The 16,898-nt window shown below is 61.7% G+C and carries 15 protein-coding genes; 9 read left to right on the top strand and 6 right to left on the bottom strand.

What is annotated here, in order from left to right; genetic code table 11:
• Positions 1-136 precede the first annotated feature (136 nt).
• Together GIW69_RS05290 and eat are read right to left on the bottom strand one after the other, a co-directional pair.
• Positions 137-304 (bottom strand): DUF2897 family protein, encoded by a 168-nt coding sequence (locus tag GIW69_RS05290; protein ID WP_236481082.1) that lies wholly within the window; start codon positions 302-304, stop codon positions 137-139.
• A 145-nt stretch (positions 305-449) separates the two neighbouring features.
• Entirely contained in the window at positions 450-1,814 is a 1,365-nt protein-coding gene (gene eat / locus GIW69_RS05285) for an ethanolamine permease (protein WP_236481081.1), read from the bottom strand.
• Positions 1,815-2,227: 413 nt separating this feature from the next.
• Between eat and kdpF the strand changes: the two genes are divergently transcribed.
• From kdpF to GIW69_RS05255, 6 genes are all read left to right on the top strand, one after another.
• A complete protein-coding gene (gene kdpF, locus GIW69_RS05280; RefSeq protein ID WP_003226853.1) occupies positions 2,228-2,317 on the top strand; it encodes a K(+)-transporting ATPase subunit F in 90 nt (29 codons plus the stop codon).
• 8 nt (positions 2,318-2,325) lie between these two features.
• The gene (kdpA, locus tag GIW69_RS05275; RefSeq protein WP_236481080.1) at positions 2,326-4,020 is read left to right on the top strand and encodes a potassium-transporting ATPase subunit KdpA; all 1,695 of its coding nucleotides are present in this window, start codon (positions 2,326-2,328) and stop codon (positions 4,018-4,020) included.
• A 10-nt stretch (positions 4,021-4,030) separates the two neighbouring features.
• Positions 4,031-6,088: a potassium-transporting ATPase subunit KdpB gene (gene kdpB, locus GIW69_RS05270; protein ID WP_236481079.1), complete on the top strand. Its 2,058-nt coding sequence runs from the start codon at positions 4,031-4,033 to the stop codon at positions 6,086-6,088.
• A gap of 130 nt (positions 6,089-6,218) precedes the next feature.
• Entirely contained in the window at positions 6,219-6,764 is a 546-nt protein-coding gene (kdpC, locus tag GIW69_RS05265) for a potassium-transporting ATPase subunit KdpC (protein ID WP_236481078.1), read from the top strand.
• 137 nt (positions 6,765-6,901) lie between these two features.
• Entirely contained in the window at positions 6,902-9,553 is a 2,652-nt protein-coding gene (locus GIW69_RS05260) for a sensor histidine kinase (RefSeq protein WP_236481077.1), read from the top strand.
• Between the two features lie 48 nt (positions 9,554-9,601).
• Entirely contained in the window at positions 9,602-10,291 is a 690-nt protein-coding gene (locus tag GIW69_RS05255) for a response regulator (RefSeq protein ID WP_236481076.1), read from the top strand.
• An 81-nt stretch (positions 10,292-10,372) separates the two neighbouring features.
• Here GIW69_RS05255 and GIW69_RS05250 read toward each other — a convergent pair whose 3' ends face one another.
• Positions 10,373-11,407: a patatin-like phospholipase family protein gene (locus GIW69_RS05250; protein WP_236481075.1), complete on the bottom strand. Its 1,035-nt coding sequence runs from the start codon at positions 11,405-11,407 to the stop codon at positions 10,373-10,375.
• A gap of 219 nt (positions 11,408-11,626) precedes the next feature.
• Between GIW69_RS05250 and GIW69_RS05245 the strand changes: the two genes are divergently transcribed.
• The 3 genes from GIW69_RS05245 to GIW69_RS05235 all read left to right on the top strand — a co-directional run bounded on the left by GIW69_RS05245 (position 11,627) and on the right by GIW69_RS05235 (position 13,734).
• Positions 11,627-11,905 (top strand): hypothetical protein, encoded by a 279-nt coding sequence (locus GIW69_RS05245; RefSeq protein WP_236481074.1) that lies wholly within the window; start codon positions 11,627-11,629, stop codon positions 11,903-11,905.
• Positions 11,906-12,006: 101 nt separating this feature from the next.
• On the top strand, positions 12,007-12,765 hold the full coding sequence (locus tag GIW69_RS05240) for a CHAD domain-containing protein (protein WP_236481073.1): 759 nt from the start codon (positions 12,007-12,009) through the stop codon (positions 12,763-12,765).
• A gap of 171 nt (positions 12,766-12,936) precedes the next feature.
• The gene (locus GIW69_RS05235) at positions 12,937-13,734 is read left to right on the top strand and encodes an acyl-CoA thioesterase domain-containing protein (protein ID WP_236481072.1); all 798 of its coding nucleotides are present in this window, start codon (positions 12,937-12,939) and stop codon (positions 13,732-13,734) included.
• A gap of 1 nt (position 13,735) precedes the next feature.
• On the opposite strand, the gene GIW69_RS05230 is transcribed toward GIW69_RS05235, so the two are convergent.
• From GIW69_RS05230 to GIW69_RS05220, 3 genes are all read right to left on the bottom strand, one after another.
• On the bottom strand, positions 13,736-14,101 hold the full coding sequence (locus GIW69_RS05230; RefSeq protein WP_236481071.1) for a terminase small subunit: 366 nt from the start codon (positions 14,099-14,101) through the stop codon (positions 13,736-13,738).
• Between the two features lie 216 nt (positions 14,102-14,317).
• Complete coding sequence (locus tag GIW69_RS05225; protein WP_236481070.1) at positions 14,318-15,799, bottom strand: methyl-accepting chemotaxis protein; 1,482 nt, start codon at positions 15,797-15,799, stop codon at positions 14,318-14,320.
• Between the two features lie 112 nt (positions 15,800-15,911).
• Entirely contained in the window at positions 15,912-16,721 is an 810-nt protein-coding gene (locus GIW69_RS05220; RefSeq protein ID WP_236481069.1) for a TatD family hydrolase, read from the bottom strand.
• Between the last annotated feature and the right edge of the window lie 177 nt (positions 16,722-16,898).

Here is a 16,898-nt window from a genome sequence, read left to right as displayed (position 1 = left end):
CGAATCTCCGCAACAGTGCGCCCATCTTAACCAAGGAAAATTAGATGGTGACTGTACTTCTACTTCCAGGAAAGCCTGGGAGTGAGTTCGATAGAGACTGAAAAACGAACCCCGCCCATTCGGCGGGGTTTTTCGTTCAGCGATCCTGGGCGTCCTTTGCGTCCATTTCCGCGTTGCGTTCAGCGACGCGTTTGCGTTGTTCTTCGGTCAGTTCGACCTTGTTGGCGGTGTCGCGCAACATCATTAAACCGCCAACGATCGAGCCGATGGCAACGACCAGAATCAACCACGCATACCAAGGCATAACGGCTCTCCTTAAGGGCAGATCGACGGACGAGGATTTCGCCGTGCGACGCTGCGTACCACTTTGAGCGAAACGCGCTCGCAGTGGTTCCATTCTAGGCCGGTTATGACCGAAGCACCCTGCGGCAGCTCCTACACCAGGCGGATTACAAGCCTGTGAGCATGGCGTCGGCGGGGGCGTTGGCGCGCGACTGGCCGGTGAGCATGAAATAGATGAATCCGATTGCCATGAAGCCGAGGAAGATCAGGCCGATCAGGGTGTTGAACCACGCCATCGCCACCAGACACACCGCCGCCAGTAGCAACGCAATGCTCGGCACCAGCGGGTAGCACGGCGCACGGAAGGTGCGTTCCAGATTGGGTTCGGTTTTGCGCAGTTTGAACAGACTGAGCATGCTCATGATGTACATCACGATGGCGCCGAACACGGCCATGGTGATCATCGCCGCCGTCAGCGTCATGCCACCCAGGTTGATCAGACCGTCGCTGTAGATCGCGGCGATGCCAATTACGCCACCGGCGATGATTGCCCGATGTGGCGTCTGGAAGCGCGAAAGTTTTGCCAGCGAAGCTGGCAAATAACCGGCGCGGGCCAGTGCAAAGAATTGCCGCGAGTAACCGAGGATGATCCCGTGAAAACTCGCCACCAGACCGAACAGGCCGATCCACACCAGCATATGTAGCCAGCCGGAGTTTTCACCGACCACGGTTTTCATCGCTTGTGGCAGCGGGTCGTTGATGTTCGACAGGGTGCGCCAGTCACCCACGCCACCGGCGAAGAACATCACGCCCATTGCCAGGAACACCAGGGTCAGGATGCCGCTGATGTAGGCTTTGGGAATCGTGCGCTTCGGATCTTTCGCTTCTTCGGCCGCCATGGCCGCGCCTTCGATGGCCAGGAAAAACCAGATCGCAAACGGAATGGCCGCGAACATCCCGGCAATGGCCGGCGCGCCGAACACGTCAGAACCCGCCCAACCGTTGAGGGCGAAGTTACTGAAGCTGAACGCCGGGGCGACGACGCCCATGAACACCAGCAACTCGGCGACGGCCAATACGCAGACCACCAGTTCGAAGGTCGCCGCGAGCTTCACGCCGAGAATGTTCAAGGTCATGAACACGAAATAGGCGCCGACGGCTGCGTGTTTGGGATCGAGCGCGGGAAATTGCACGTTCAGGTAAGCACCGATGGCCAGGGCAATGGCCGGCGGGGCGAAGACGAATTCGATCAGCGTGGCCAGCCCCGCGATCAATCCGCCTTTCTCGCCGAAAGCCCGGCGGCTGTAGGCAAACGGCCCGCCCGCATGGGGAATCGCAGTGGTCAGTTCGGTGAAGCTGAAGATGAAGCAGGTGTACATGGTCGCGACCATGAATGATGTGACCAGAAATCCAAGCGTCCCGGCCACGCCCCAGCCGTAACTCCAGCCGAAATACTCCCCGGAAATCACCAGTCCCACCGCGATGCCCCACAAGTGCAGAGTGCCCAGCGTGGGTTTGAGTTGTGTGTTCATGCGTTTGCTCCCTGAAGGTTTGGAAAGCTCGGGGGAGGGCGCGTGCAGTGGGCATGCCAGTCTTTGAGATCAGGTCGTATTGAGCGGAAAGCTGTCGTATTGGGGATGTTCGCTGCCGGATGGGAACATTCTCGTGCGCCAGTTGGGTGCGATGGTGTCTGCGCTGCTGTCTTCGCGGGCAAGGCCGCTGCCACAGGTTTCCAGGTGTACACAAACTTTGTGAACGACCGAGATCACTGTGGGAGCTGGCTTGCCAGCGATGAGGCCAGTGCACACACCGCTGTAACCCGCGCTTGAACCCACTCTTTACGCTTTTTTTATGCCCAGCCACTCGGCTCGATCTCGCGCCTTTACAGCCTCCATCCCGACAATCCCTCCACACGCGGCAATACGCCGTAACACGGAGATTTTCCATGAGCGTTCTGGACGGGGTGTCGCTGCTGCTGGCAGCGGGGCTGTTCATTTATCTGTTGGTTGCGCTGTTGCGCGCGGATCGGGGCTAGGAGCGGCTATGCACAGTAATGACTATTGGCTGATCCTCGGGTTTTTTGCGCTGGTGCTGCTGCCAGCGCCATTCCTCGGACGCTTCTACTACAAGGTGATGGAAGGCCAGCGCACCTGGCTGTCGCCGATTCTTGGACCGGTCGAACGCGGCTGCTATCGCATCGCCGGGGTCGACGCCGAGGCTGAACAGAGCTGGCAGAAATACACGCTGGCGCTGCTGGCCTTCAACCTTGCCGGTTTTCTGCTGCTATTCACGATTCTGCTGTTCCAGGATCACTTGCCGCTGAACCCGCAAAACCTGCCGGGTCAGGAATGGACGCTGGCGTTCAACACCGCCGTCAGTTTCATGACCAACACCAACTGGCAGGCCTACAGCGGCGAAGCATCGCTCAGTTACCTGAGCCAGATGGTCGGTCTCACCGTGCAGAACTTCGTCAGCGCCGCCACCGGCCTCGCCGTACTGGTCGCGCTGTGCCGTGGCATCGGCCGTAAGTCGGCGCAGACCCTTGGCAACTTCTGGGTCGACATGACCCGCGCCACGCTCTACGGCCTGTTGCCGTTGTGCCTGCTGCTTGCGCTGTTTCTGGTCTGGCAAGGCGTGCCGCAAACCTTCGCGCACTACGTGAATGCCGTGACGATGCAGGGCGTCGATCAGGTCATTCCGCTCGGCCCGGCCGCCAGCCAGATTGCAATCAAGCAACTGGGCACCAACGGCGGTGGCTTCTTCGGCGTCAACTCGGCGCACCCGTTCGAAAACCCGACCGCGTGGAGCAACCTGTTCGAGCTCGCCTCGATCATCCTGATCCCCGCCGCGTTGGTGTTCACCTTCGGCCACTACGTCAAGGATCTACGTCAGAGCCGCGCAATCATCGCTTGCATGCTCGCGCTGTTCATCATCGGCGGTGCGACGTCCCTGTGGGCCGAATACCAGCCGAATCCTGCGCTGAATAACCCGATCGTCGAGCAGACCGCGCCGCTGGAAGGCAAGGAGTCGCGCTTCGGCACCACGGCGACCGTGCTCTGGTCGGTGACAACCACGTCAGCGTCGAACGGCTCGGTCAACGGCATGCACGACAGCCTCAGCCCGCTCAGCGGCATGGTTGCGCTGGTCAACATGATGGTCGGCGAAGTGATCTTCGGCGGCGTCGGCGCGGGGCTCTACGGCATGTTGCTCAACGTGCTGATCGCGGTGTTCCTCGCCGGCCTGATGATCGGCCGCACCCCTGAATACCTTGGCAAAAAACTTCAGGCCAAAGAGGTGCAATTGCTGGTGGTCACGCTGCTGGTGATGCCGGTGGGCGTGCTGGTGCTCAGCGCGATTGCCGCGAGCCTGCCGGTCTCGGTCGCGGCGGTGAGCAACCCCGGCCCTCACGGTTTCAGTCAGTTGCTCTACGCCTACACCTCGGCCGGCGCCAACAACGGTTCGGCGTTCGGCGGCTTCGGTGCGAATACGCCGTTTCACAATCTGATGCTGGGCCTGGGCATGTTGATCGGTCGCTTCGGTTACATCCTGCCGGTGCTGGCGCTGGCCGGCAGCCTGGCGATGAAGAAGACCGCGCCGGTTGGCCAGAACAGTTTTCCAACTCACGGCCCGCTGTTCGTGACGTTGCTGACCGTGACCATTTTGCTGGTGGGTGGCCTGACCTTCCTGCCAACCCTGGCGCTGGGCCCGATTGCCGAACATCTGAGCATGGGCTTCTAAGGAATCGATGATGAATATGCCTGCGATCAAACCGGCTGGCGTCAAGGCGCCGGAACAAGCAAAAACCGCGATCAGCGCACTTTGGCGTCCGGCGCTGGTACAAGCCTTCGTCAAGCTTGATCCGCGACAGTTGAAGCGCTCGCCCGTGATGCTGGTGGTCGAACTCACTGCGATTTTGACCACCGTGTTGTGCTTCATTCCTGACAGCAGCGTATCGACGTTCGTCGCCGCGCAAATTGCCCTGTGGCTGTGGTTCACCGTGCTGTTTGCCAACTTCGCCGAAGCCTTGGCCGAAGGTCGCGGCAAGGCCCGCGCCGACAGCCTCAAGGCCGGCAGCGAAGGCCTGAGTGCGAGAAAGAAACTGGCCAATGGCACGTTCCAGGTCGTACCCGCCGCCAGTCTGCGCAAGGACGATGTGGTGCGCGTCGAGGCCGGGGAAATGATCCCCGGCGACGGCGAAGTCATCGAAGGTATCGCGGCGGTCAACGAAGCAGCGATTACCGGTGAATCGGCACCGGTGATTCGCGAATCCGGCGGCGACCGATCCGCCGTCACCGGCAATACGCGTCTGGTGTCCGACTGGCTGCTGGTGAAGATCACCGCCAATCCCGGTGAATCGACCCTCGATCGCATGATCGCGCTGGTCGAAGGCGCCAAACGTCAAAAGACCCCGAACGAAGTCGCCCTCGACATCCTGCTGATCGGCCTGACCCTGATCTTTTTGCTGGTGGTCGTGACCCTGCAACCGTTCGCCCACTTCGCCAACGGCAGCCTGCCGCTGGTGTTTCTGGTGGCGCTGCTGGTCACGCTGATTCCCACCACCATTGGCGGCCTGCTCTCAGCCATCGGCATCGCCGGGATGGATCGCCTGGTGCGGTTAAACGTGATAGCCAAATCCGGCCGCGCAGTGGAAGCGGCGGGGGACGTACACGTGCTGCTGCTCGACAAGACCGGCACCATCACCTTCGGCAACCGTCGTTGCAGCGCGGTCCACGCCGCGCCCGGTGTAAGCCCCCGGGAGTTGGCCGAAGGCGCGTTGTTCGCCTCGCTGGCCGACGACACCGCCGAAGGCAAATCCATCGTCGAGTACTTGCGCAACCTGCATCCACAATCGGAGCCGGCGCCAGAAACCCTGACCGGCGTCCCGTTCAGCGCTGAAACCCGTTTGTCCGGTGTCGACTATCGGGGCCGTGTCTATCGCAAAGGCGCGGTGGATTCACTGCTGAGCTTTATCGGCCAGCAACGTGCCGACCTCGCACCGGCACTGTCGCGGGAAGTCGACAAGATCGCCCAGAGCGGCGGCACACCGTTGCTGGTGTGCGTCGACGGCAAACTGCTCGGCGTGATCCACCTCAAAGACGTGGTCAAACCCGGCATCCGCGAGCGCTTCGCCGAATTGCGCAAACTGGGAATTCGCACGGTCATGGTCACGGGTGACAACCCGCTGACCGCTGCGGCCATCGCCGCTGAAGCGGGTGTCGATGATGTCCTCGCCGAAGCCACGCCGGAGAAAAAGCTCGCACGTATTCGCCTTGAACAGAACGACGGACGCTTGGTCGCCATGTGCGGTGACGGCGCCAACGACGCGCCGGCGCTGGCCCAGGCCGACGTCGGCATGGCGATGAACGATGGCACCCAAGCAGCGCGCGAAGCGGCGAACATGGTCGATCTCGACAGCGATCCGACCAAGCTGCTCGACGTGGTGCAGATCGGCAAGGAATTGCTGGTCACCCGGGGTGCGCTGACGACGTTTTCCATCGCCAACGATGTGGCCAAATACTTCGCGATTCTGCCGGCATTGTTTGCAGCGATCTATCCGCAACTGGGCGTGCTCAACATCATGCAGTTGACCAGTCCGCAGAGCGCGATTCTCTCGGCGATTGTGTTCAACGCGCTGATCATCGTGGTGTTGATTCCATTGGCGTTGCGCGGCGTGCGGGTGCAGGCGGCGAGTGCGTCGGCGCTGCTGCGACGCAATCTGTTGATCTACGGGGTGGGTGGGTTGCTGGTGCCGTTCGTTGGCATCAAGGCGATCGACATGCTGTTGACGGCGTTGCATCTGGTTTGACGCCATCGCGAGCAGGCTCGCTCCCACATTTAAATTCATTCCCCCTGTGGGAGCGAGCCTGCTCGCGAAGAACTCGGCGCGGTCGACCTGACCTCACGCCATATCCGCTCACTGAATTCGAGGATCCAACATGTCCAAACTATTGCGGCCGGCCTTGAGCCTATTGCTGCTGATGACCGCCATCACCGGCATCGCCTACCCCCTCGCCGTCACCGCCATCGCGCAAGTCGCATTCCCCGCGCAAGCCAACGGCAGTCTGATCCACGACGCCGACGGCAAAGTGCGCGGCTCATCCCTGATCGCTCAGGATTTCGTTGGCGATGCCTGGTTCCATCCCCGCCCATCCGCCGGTGCATTCGCCACCGTATCGAGCGGCGCGAGCAACCTGTCGCCGAGCAATCCGGCGCTCGCCACGCGGGTGATCGATGACGCCAACAAGCTGCAAGTCGCAGGTCAAGGCCCGGTGCCGCTGGCGCTGTTGACCACCTCCGGCAGCGGTCTCGATCCGCACTTGCCACCGGCGGCGATTGCCTATCAACTGGCGCGAGTCGCGGCGGCGCGAAATCTGCCGGTATCGACCTTGCAGCAACTGCTCGATGCGCACCTCGAACAGCCGCTGGTGGGGCCGCCCGTGGTGAATGTGCTTGAGCTGAACATGGCGCTGGAAAAACTGTAGAAGATGATCGTTCCCACGCTCTGCGTGGGAATGCATCAATGGACGCTCTGCGTCCGCTTTGGTGGGACGCAGAGCGTCCCGGGCTGCATTCCCACGCAGAGCGTGGGAACGATCATCAGGACGAGAGAGCATCAAGCATGAGCAATTCCGGCCGCGCCGACGCGCTGTTAGCAGACCTGCCCCGTGACGGCCGTGGCCGGCTCAAAGTCTTCCTCGGCGCCGCCCCCGGTGTCGGCAAGACCTACGCCATGCTCCAGGCTGCCCATACCCAACTGCGTCAGGGCGTGAAAGTCATCGCCGGCGTGGTCGAAACCCATGGCCGCGCCGAGACCGAAGCGTTGCTCGGCGGCTTGCCGCAACAGCCGTTGTTGCGCTCTGAATACCGTGGCGTGATGCTTGAAGAAATGGATCTCGACGGCCTGCTCGCCGCCATGCCAAAACTGGTACTGGTCGACGAACTCGCCCACAGCAACGCCCCTGGCAGCCGCCACGCCAAACGCTGGCAAGACATTCAGGAACTGCTCGCCGCCGGCATCGATGTGTTCACCACGGTCAACGTCCAGCACCTCGAAAGCCTCAACGATCAGGTGCGCGGCATTACCGGAGTGCAAGTGCGCGAAACCCTGCCCGACTGGGTGCTGCAAGAAGCCTTCGAACTGCTGCTGATCGACCTGCCCCCGCGCGAATTGCTGGAGCGTCTGCGCGAAGGCAAGGTGTATGTGCCGGAGCAGGCGCGGGCAGCCATCGATGCGTTTTTCACTCAGACCAACCTCACCGCACTGCGCGAACTGGCGATGCAAACCGCCGCCGCGCAAGTCGATAACGATCTGGCGCAGGGCTACCGACAACTCGGTCAGGCCGCGCCGGCCGTGCGCGGGCGTCTGCTGGTCGGCGTCGATGGCGATGCCCAGGCGGAACGGCTGGTGCGCCACGCCAGTCGCGTCGCCCAGCGTCGGCATTTGCCCTGGAGTCTGGTGCACGTCGACAACGGCAGTGCGCGCGATGAGCAATCACGCTTGCGCCTGCAAAGCGCTCAACAACTGGCTGAGCGCCTCGGCGGCGAAGTGGTGTTGCTGCGTGCCGGTGAAGTGGCGAAAACCCTGATCCAGCACGCCACCGAACGCCGCGCGACGCTGGTGCTGGTCGGTCAGTCGCGGCCGCGTTTGCGCCGTCGATTGTTCGGCGGCGGGCTCGCGGCGCGGTTGCTGCGTCAGGCCCACGGTCTGGAAATCAACGTTCTCGACAGCGACCAGTTACCTGCGCAACCGCGAGTGCGCAGCACGCCGACGTTCGTTTGGTTCGATTACGGTCTGGCGCTGGTGGCGACGGTGTTGGCCAGTGCGCTGGCGTGGGCGGTGTCGAGTGTGTTGCCACTGCCGAATATCTCGCTGGTGTTTCTCGCGGCGGTGTTGCTGGTGGCGGTGCGCAGCAGTCTCGGGCCGGCGCTGGCGTGTGCGGCACTGTCGTTTCTGACCTATGACTTTCTGTTCATTCCGCCGAATTTTTCCCTGACCATCCAGCGCGAAGAAGACGTCCTGACCTTGCTGTTTTTCCTGCTGATGGCAGCGCTGACAGGCAACCTCGCTGCCCGCCAGCGTCGGCAGTTGCAGGCGTTGCGTGACACTCAGGAAGAAACCAGTGAGCTGCTCGATCTGTCGCGCAAACTCACCGCCGCCACCGACCGCCAAGCCGTAATCAGTGCCGCCGCCCAGCACCTCAACGGCTGGAGTGATCTTCAACTGTGCCTGCTCAATCGCGACGGCGCGGGTGACTGGAAAGTCGAAACCGGCGGCCCGCTGCAATTGACCGACGCCGAGCGCGCTGCCGCCGATTGGGCCTGGCAGCACGATCAACCGGCGGGCATGGGCACCGGCACGCTGCCGTTCGGCCGTTGGTGGTGGTGGCCGTTATCGGTCGAAGACGGGCCGTTGGCGCTGCTCGGTGTCTGCGCCAAAGAAGGCCAGACCTTGAGCGGCCAGCGCCGTCGATTGCTCACCGCGTTGAGCCAGCCACTGGCGCAGGCGTTGGCCCGTGCGCAACTGGCGGACGACTTGGAAGCCGCGCGCCTGCATGGCGAAACCGAGCAATTGCGCAGTGCCTTGCTGGCCTCGGTGTCCCACGATTTGCGCACGCCGCTGACGGCCATGCGCGGCAGCATCGACAGCCTGTTGGCGCTCGGCGAGGCAATCCCGCTGGAGGATCGCCGTGAGCTGCTCGAAGGCACCCGCGACGAAGCCGAACGACTCGACCGCTACATTCAAAACCTGCTGGACATGACCCGTCTCGGCCACGGTGCCCTGAAACTGGCGCGGGACTGGGTGGCGCCGGCAGACATCGTCGGCAGTGCGCTCAATCGCCTGCGTGCGGTGCTGGCGCCGTTGCAGGTCAGCACCGATGTGCCCGCCGAGTTGCCGTTGCTGTATGTACACGCGGCGCTGATCGAACAGGCGCTGGTGAATGTGCTGGAAAACGCCGCGCGGTTTTCCCCGGCTCATGGCCGTTTGCAACTCACTGCCGGCGCCGATGAGCACGAGATTTTTTTCTCGGTCAGCGACGAAGGCCCGGGCATTCCCGAGGACGAGCGGGAAAAGATTTTCGACATGTTCTACACCGCCGCGCGCGGTGATCGCGGCGGGCAGGGCACGGGGCTCGGCCTGGCAATCTGTCAGGGCATGGTCGGTGCGCATGGCGGCCGGATCAGCGTCGCCGACGGCATCGATGGGCGCGGCACCTGCATCACCTTGCACCTGCCCTTGCAGGCGCAACCGGGAATGGACAGTGAAGCCTGATCGCGCCTGCGTTACTCTCTCGCCCATCCTTTGCGTTGATGTGAATCCATGAGCCAGACCGCGACCATTTTGGTCATCGACGACGAACCGCAGATCCGCAAGTTTCTGCGCATCAGCCTGGCGTCCCAAGGCTACAAAGTGCTGGAGGCCGGCACCGGCGCCGATGGGCTGGCGCAAGCGGCACTGAACAAACCGGATTTGCTGGTGCTCGATCTGGGGCTGCCGGACATGGACGGCCAGCAAGTGCTGCGCGAATTTCGCGAGTGGGCGACAACGCCGGTATTGGTGCTTTCGGTGCGCGCCAGCGAAGGTGAAAAAGTCCAGGCGCTCGATGGCGGCGCCAACGATTACGTGACCAAGCCGTTCGGCATTCAGGAGTTCCTCGCCCGGGTGCGGGCCTTGTTGCGCCAGGCGCCAGCGGGGGAGGCACAGCCGGCGTCACTGAGTTTCGGCCCGTTGACCGTGGATCTGGCTTATCGACGGGTCTTGCTCGACGGCATCGAAGTGGCTTTGACCCGCAAGGAATACGCGGTGCTCGCGCAACTGGCGCGGCATCCCGGTCGCGTCATCACCCAGCAGCAATTGCTCAAGGACATTTGGGGGCCAACGCACACCGAAGACAGCCATTACCTGCGCATCGTCGTTGGGCATCTGCGCCAGAAACTGGCGGATGACCCGACCCGGCCACGGTTTATCGTGACCGAGGCGGGCGTCGGGTATCGTCTGTTGGATGGCTAAAAGATCGCAGCCTTCGGCAGCTCCTACACGGTGTACGCAATCCTCATGTAGGCGCTGCCGCAGGCTGCGATCTTTTGACTTTCAACCCTGCTCGCTTTCATATCTATCCAGCGTATCCCGCGCAATCTCGCGCCCCAGCGCGATCAGTTCCGGCGCCTTGTAGAACTCGAAAAAGCGGCACACACGCTTGGGCACGTTGATCAGGATGTCCGGCGGATAACCGGCAATCTTGTACTGTGCCAACGACGTCTGCATCACCTCGAAACTCTGGTTGATCAGATCCAGCAGCGACGCCGGCCCGACGTTATCGATGATGAACGAACCGGTCGCGGATTTCGGCGCCCCGGCGCGCTCTGGCGCGGCGGCCGGTTGCTGGCTCTCGGGCTCGGCACCTTCCCAGGGATTGAGAGTGGCGGCCTCGGCACGCAATGCCTCCTGCTCAAGCTTCAATAATTGCTCGGCCTGCGTACGGCGAAACGGCATCTTCGAGCCCAGCGAATTGATCAGTCTGTCGAAGCGCGTGCGAAACGCGGCGGGGCGCTGGATCACCGGCAGGCTGTACTGGCGCTGGTTGGTCGAGTTGAGATTGACCGCGATGATCAGATCACAATGGCTGGACACCACCGGCACAATCGGCAACGGATTGAGAATGCCGCCGTCGACCAGCATGCGGTTGCCTTGCATCACCGGAGTGAACAGGCTGGGAATCGCCGCCGACGCACGCATCGCCTGATGCAGGCAGCCTTCCTGAAACCAGATTTCCTGCTGATTGGTGAGATCGGCAGCGACCGCCGTGTAGGGAATGCGCAGGTCTTCGATGTTGATCTCGCCGACAATCTTGCGGATCTGCCCGAAGACTTTCTCGCCGCGAATTGCCCCCAGGCGAAAGCTCACATCGACCAGGCGCAGCACGTCGAGGTAATCGAGGCTCTCGATCCAGTTGCGGTAATCGTCCAGTTTGCCGGCGGCGTAAATCCCGCCAACCACCGCGCCCATCGAACAACCGGCGATGCAGGCGATGTCATAGCCGCGTCGTTCGATTTCTTCGATGACGCCGATATGGGCATAGCCCCGGGCGCCGCCGGAACCCAGCACCAGTGCGACTCGTTTCTTCATCCAGTATCCTCCCCGACAAGGTTCCACAATGCACCCATCGAGGGCCACGGTTCAATTGTTCAGGTCGGTGCTGGGGCAGGGGCGTCGTTTTTTTCACAATGCCACGACGCCCGGGGCGCTATCCTTGCCGGCGAAGGCGTTTGCGGCGGGGCGAGGCACTTTTTCCCCGATGGATCGTCTTACCTGCACGACTGTTGACCATTCTTTGAGGTGTAAGTGATGAAAGCCTGGATCTGTGTGCCGTTGATTGCCCTGGCATTGGCCGGTTGCGCCGGTAAAACTGCTTACCGCGACAGCTGCGGCAGCGGCCTCGACGCTGCATGGCACGAGCTGGATCTGGCCAAGGCCGAAGGTTTTGCCGGCACCGTCAGCTACTCCAAAGCCCTGTCGTTGCTGACAGCCGCCAAGACCCAACAACAATTCGAAGGCTTCGAAGGTTGCTCGAAAAAGGCTGAAAAAGCCCGTTTCTACATTCGCGAATCCCGGGCAGGACGGTAGAAGCAGCTATGAGTTTTAAGCTACAAGCTGCAAGTCAAAGGCAATCACATTCAGCTTGCAGCTCAAAGCTTGCCGCTCAACACTGACAACGGAGTTGTCCAATGATTGATCGTTTGGTGGCTCGGATTCTGAGTCTTGAGGTGCGGCTTTTGGCGTGTCAGGCGCGTCTTGAGGCGCGTACCGATCCTGAGGCGTTGCATGATTTGCGCACGACGGTGCGGCGCTTGCGCAGTCTGTTGCGGCCATTGCGCGGGTTGCCCGGGGTTGAGCAATTAGAGAGTGCGGCGTCCAGCGTTGGCGAGTTGACCACGCCGTGGCGTGATCGCGAGGTGCTGGCGGCGTACCTGCTCGAACACGATCAACCCGACGCGGCGCAACGGCGCATGGCGCAGATGGATGAGGCTTATCCGGCGCTGGCGGCGAGTGCGGAGCTGGCGTCGCTGATGATGATCCTTGATGCGTTTCCGCGTTTTCTGAGGGCTGCGCAGCGCGAAAAACTGCTCGAAGGGTTACGGAAGACCATTGAAAAACGCCTCGATAAACAATGGCAGAAACTCAACGAGGCGCTCCGCGATCCCGCCCACGACCGCCACCGCTTGCGCCTGTTGATCAAGCGCGTGCGTTACGGCATCGATGCCTATCCCGAGCTCGATCGTCTACCCAAAGCGGCAATGCCGCGCCTCAAGGCTGCGCAAGGCGCCTTGGGCGACTGGCACGATTGCTGGCAATGGCTGGCGCGGGCGGAACACGAAGCCGATCTGCAACCCTGTGTCGCGACCTGGCAGACAACCATGGTCAAGGCTGAAATCAAGTCCGACCGTGTGCTCGACAAACTCCTGAACATCACGACTCCCCTGTAGGCGCTGCCTGATCATGTAGGAGCCGGGCAAGCCCGGCTCCTACAACGTTGGTCATCGTCGCTTAACGCAGTAGGCGGCCTGTCTGGCCGTTTTTTTGGCTGAAACAAGCGCTGTGCCGCCGTGCCGCGCTGGTTAAGATCCCTGCATCATTTTTCAATAATTGAGGTCGCCATGGATTTTTCCGAACTGCTCGACGCTGTCCGCCGACAACCGCTGGACGTTTCAATTCCGGCTGACTGGGGCCAGGGGCGTGCAAGTTTTGGCGGCTTGGTCGCGGCGCTGCAATACGAAGCCATGCGCGCGCAGGTGCCCGAGGATCGTCCGGTGCGTTCGCTGGTGATCACTTTTGTCGGCCCGGTCGAGCCGGACGTGCCGGTGAGTTTTCAGGCTGAAGTCTTGCGCGAAGGCAAAGCGGTCAGCCAGGTCATGGGGCGGGCGGTGCAGAAGGGCCAGGTAGTGGCGCTGATGCAAGGCAGCTTCGGTGCCTCGCGTAGTTCTGAAGTCGCAGTCGACGCCCATCCGGCGCCGGAGATGAAACACTGGGATGCCTGCCAGGCGCTGCCGTATATCAAAGGCGTGACACCGGAATTCATGCGGCATCTGGACATGCGCTGGAGTGTCGGCGGTCTGCCGTTCAGTGGCGTCAAATCGCGGGACATGGGCGGTTGGGTACAATTTCGCGGGAATGTGCAGGACGAGCCGGTCAACGAATCGCACATCCTCGCGCTGGTGGATGCCTGGCCGCCGGCGCTGTTGCCGTATCTGAACAAACCGGCGGCCGGCAGCACCCTGACCTGGACGATCGAATTCGTTCAGCCGTTACGCCAACTGAGCACGCTGGACTGGTGCAAGTACCTGGTGGAAATCGAGTACGCCGCTGACGGTTACGGCCATGCCGCCGCCAAGCTGTGGAGCGCGCAGGGTGAGTTGATCGCCATGAGCCGACAGACCGTGACGATTTTTGCCTGACTCAATGCCGACGGTGGCGCTCACGCCACGCGCGCCACCAACCGCCACTGAGAACGAATCGAGGAAAGGTCAGAAATTGCTCGACCAGCAAGCGTGAGACGGCGTCATGACGACCACTGAATGGCTCGGAGGCTTGCGCCTCCAAGCTGTGACCATGACGCTGCAAACCCAGTGCGGCAATCACGCCGATCACGCCAATGGCGACATTCGCCAGACTCAGGCTGAACACCCCGGACACGATCAGCAGAAACGCGACGATAAACAGCGGCACGGCAATCAGGTGCAGCACCAGGTTCGTCGGGTGCTGATGATTGCCCGGGTACGCCCGCCATTGCCATGCGGGAAGATTAGGGTGACGTTTGCCCATGTTGCGACTCCTCATTCCATGTTTGGACACATGTTTGAAGAATAGGCGCGGGCGAGGAGGCCGGCGAATCAAGCTTGGCTATCGACACCATAGCGGCGATGGCAGGATTCGATGGCGTTTCGGCTGCAAGCCCGCTTCCACTGGGATGCCCAGTGAACCGGGATTTTGTGAGCACCTGTAATCCTGTGGGAGCCGGGCTTGCCCGCGATGGGGCCCTCAAAGTTTCAACTGACCGATAGCCTTGTTCAATTCCCCGGCCAACGTCGCCAATTCATTGCTGGTCATCGCCGAATCCACGGTCTGCCGTACGGTGTTTTCGGTCACATCACGAATGCTCACCACCGCCCGATTCATCTCCTCGGCAACCTGACTCTGCTGTTCCGCCGCCACGGCAATCTGCGTGTTGCTCTCACGCATCTGCGCCACCGCGCCAGTGATTTCCACGAGCGCCGCCCCAGCCTCTTGCGCCTGCTGCACGCAGTCATCGGCCTTGTACGAACTCTCCTGCATGAAGTCCACCGCGTCACGGGTGCCGGCCTGTAGCGCCGACACCATCGTGGTGATTTCATCGGTCGAGGTCTGCACGCGCTTGGCGAGGTTGCGCACCTCGTCGGCGACCACCGCGAATCCGCGGCCCATATCGCCCGCCCGCGCGGCTTCGATGGCGGCGTTAAGGGCCAGCAGGTTGGTCTGTTCGGCGATGCTGTGGATTACGCTGACTACACCGTTGATTTTCTGACTGTCCTCGGCCAGCCGTTGAATCATCTCGGCGGTTTGCTGCACGCCGCTGGACAGTCCGGTAATCGAATGCTGTACCCGTGTCACCACTTGCTGGCCGCTGGTGGCCAGGCCGTCGGCGGTTTGCGACAAGTCGCGGGTGGCTCCGGCATGCTGGGCGATGTGGTAAACGGTGGCGGTCATTTCGTTGATCGCCGTGGCGGCTTGATCGGTTTCGCTTTGCTGGCCGAGCATGCCGTGCCGCACTTCGTTCATGCTCGATGCCAGTCGGGCCGCGCCGACGTCCAATTGCCGGGCGGTGTCGGCAACGGTGGCGACCACCCGCTGATAACCGGCCTGCATCGCGTTGAACGCATTGGCCATCTGCCCGACTTCGTCCTTGCCCGCCAGCGGCACTCGCGCCGAAAGGTCGCCGCTTTTCTCAACGTGCAGCATCACGTCTTTCAACGTGTTGAGTTGGCTCAGCAGGAAGCGGATCAGCAGTTGCGAAGCGCCGAGCATCACCAACATCAGAATGAACACCGCCATGGCGTAGTGGGCGAAGCGCTCGGCGAAGACCTGGCTGAGGCTCGGGCCATAAGCAATCACCGCCACACGCTGACCAGCGGCGCGGCTGAACACGTCGGCGCCCATCAGCAAGTTGTCACCGAACAGGGGCAGGGGATTGATGTCGATCCAGCCGTTGGTGTCGGTCACTTCGAGCAGCGGTTGATCGTTGAGCTTCGGCACCTGACCGCGCTCGAAGGTGAGCACATGGTCGGCTCTGGGCAATGGCTGCCCGACAGGCCAGGCCTTGAGCAGTTGCGCCTGCGCCTGAGCGGACGTTTGCGCCGCGTGGCTGCGGGCTTGCTGTTCGAGATGCACGGCGAACAGCACCAACAACAATGTCGTGACAAACGCGACGGCGTTGACCGCCCAGAATTTGTATTTCAGCGAGATATTGCTAAGCCAGGCACCCATGGAGGTTTTCTCTGATAGCGGAAACAGCATTGGCAAGGTGCCAGTATTGTGCCGCTACGCGGATCTGAAAATCTTGATATGGGTCAACAGCAGAACCTTTGTAGTAGTGGGGTTATTCGGACATAACCGGCAAACCAAAAAACGCCCGGGCACACGCGGTGGTATGCGCCGCCAGGTCTTCCTCGGTTTCGCCGCGATGCAACGCCACTTCGCGCAAGACTTCGGTCAGGTACGCCGGCTCGTTGCGACCGTTTTTCGGCTTCGGTCGCAAACTGCGTGGCAGCAGGTATGGCGCGTCGCTTTCCAGCATCAGGCGACCGCGCTTGATCTCTTTCACCAGCGGGTGCAGGTGCGTGCCGCGACGCTCGTCACAGATCCACCCGGTGATGCCGATGTGCAGATCCATGTCCAGATAGCTGAACAGCGCTTTCTGTTCGCCGGTAAAGCAATGCACCACGGCGGCGGGCAAACGGTCGCGGAAGTCGCGAAGGATCTCCAGCAGCCGCTGGCTGGCGTCGCGCTCATGCAGGAAGACCGGTAATTGCAGCTCTACCGCGAGGGCCAAGTGTTCTTCGAGGACTTTTTCCTGCTGCGGGCGTGGCGAGAAATCCCTATTGAAATCCAGACCGCATTCGCCGACGGCGACTACATTGGATTCCTTCAGCAAACTGCGCAGACGCCGCGCGCTGTCACCGTTCCAGTCGCTGGCAGAATGCGGGTGGATACCGGCGGTGGAAAACAGGCGTTGCCCGGATTGATCCAGTTGCTGGCACAGTTCGAGAGCCTGTTCGCTGCCGTCGACGCTGGTGCCGGTCAGCACCAGTTGGCAGACGCCGGCGGCATAGGCGCGGTCGAGCACTGCCTGGTGTTTGTCGGCGAAACTGGGGTTGGTCAGGTTGACGCCGATATCGATGAGTTGCATGGTGCTTCCTCGGGCCGAAGGCCGGAAAGCATATCAGAGCTGTAGATTTATAAGAAAAACCAAGAACTACAATGGGTTATGGCGGTCTCTTGATGCCGCGACGAGGCTTGTGCTGGCAGAGATGCTATCACTGTGCCAGTCTCACAAACTTTGCCAGCGCTCATGGCGCTCTGTTTT

The sequence above is a fragment of the Pseudomonas syringae genome, from assembly GCF_021605415.1.
Classification (GTDB): Bacteria; Pseudomonadota; Gammaproteobacteria; order Pseudomonadales; family Pseudomonadaceae; genus Aquipseudomonas; species Aquipseudomonas syringae_S.
The sequence above is the reverse complement of the archived record's forward strand: the minus strand, read 5'-3'. Positions and strand labels throughout refer to the sequence as shown.

Coding starts and splice junctions, on each gene's coding strand:
- GIW69_RS05225 (WP_236481070.1), bottom strand. CDS start 15,799: ATGGGTGCCTGGCTTAGCAATATCTCGCTGAAATACAAATTCTGGGCG.
- eat (WP_236481081.1), bottom strand. CDS start 1,814: ATGAACACACAACTCAAACCCACGCTGGGCACTCTGCACTTGTGGGGC.
- GIW69_RS05220 (WP_236481069.1), bottom strand. CDS start 16,721: ATGCAACTCATCGATATCGGCGTCAACCTGACCAACCCCAGTTTCGCC.
- GIW69_RS05235 (WP_236481072.1), top strand. CDS start 12,937: ATGGATTTTTCCGAACTGCTCGACGCTGTCCGCCGACAACCGCTGGAC.
- kdpC (WP_236481078.1), top strand. CDS start 6,219: ATGTCCAAACTATTGCGGCCGGCCTTGAGCCTATTGCTGCTGATGACC.
- GIW69_RS05260 (WP_236481077.1), top strand. CDS start 6,902: ATGAGCAATTCCGGCCGCGCCGACGCGCTGTTAGCAGACCTGCCCCGT.
- GIW69_RS05290 (WP_236481082.1), bottom strand. CDS start 304: ATGCCTTGGTATGCGTGGTTGATTCTGGTCGTTGCCATCGGCTCGATC.
- GIW69_RS05250 (WP_236481075.1), bottom strand. CDS start 11,407: ATGAAGAAACGAGTCGCACTGGTGCTGGGTTCCGGCGGCGCCCGGGGC.
- GIW69_RS05245 (WP_236481074.1), top strand. CDS start 11,627: ATGAAAGCCTGGATCTGTGTGCCGTTGATTGCCCTGGCATTGGCCGGT.
- kdpB (WP_236481079.1), top strand. CDS start 4,031: ATGAATATGCCTGCGATCAAACCGGCTGGCGTCAAGGCGCCGGAACAA.
- GIW69_RS05255 (WP_236481076.1), top strand. CDS start 9,602: ATGAGCCAGACCGCGACCATTTTGGTCATCGACGACGAACCGCAGATC.
- GIW69_RS05230 (WP_236481071.1), bottom strand. CDS start 14,101: ATGGGCAAACGTCACCCTAATCTTCCCGCATGGCAATGGCGGGCGTAC.
- kdpA (WP_236481080.1), top strand. CDS start 2,326: ATGCACAGTAATGACTATTGGCTGATCCTCGGGTTTTTTGCGCTGGTG.
- kdpF (WP_003226853.1), top strand. CDS start 2,228: ATGAGCGTTCTGGACGGGGTGTCGCTGCTGCTGGCAGCGGGGCTGTTC.
- GIW69_RS05240 (WP_236481073.1), top strand. CDS start 12,007: ATGATTGATCGTTTGGTGGCTCGGATTCTGAGTCTTGAGGTGCGGCTT.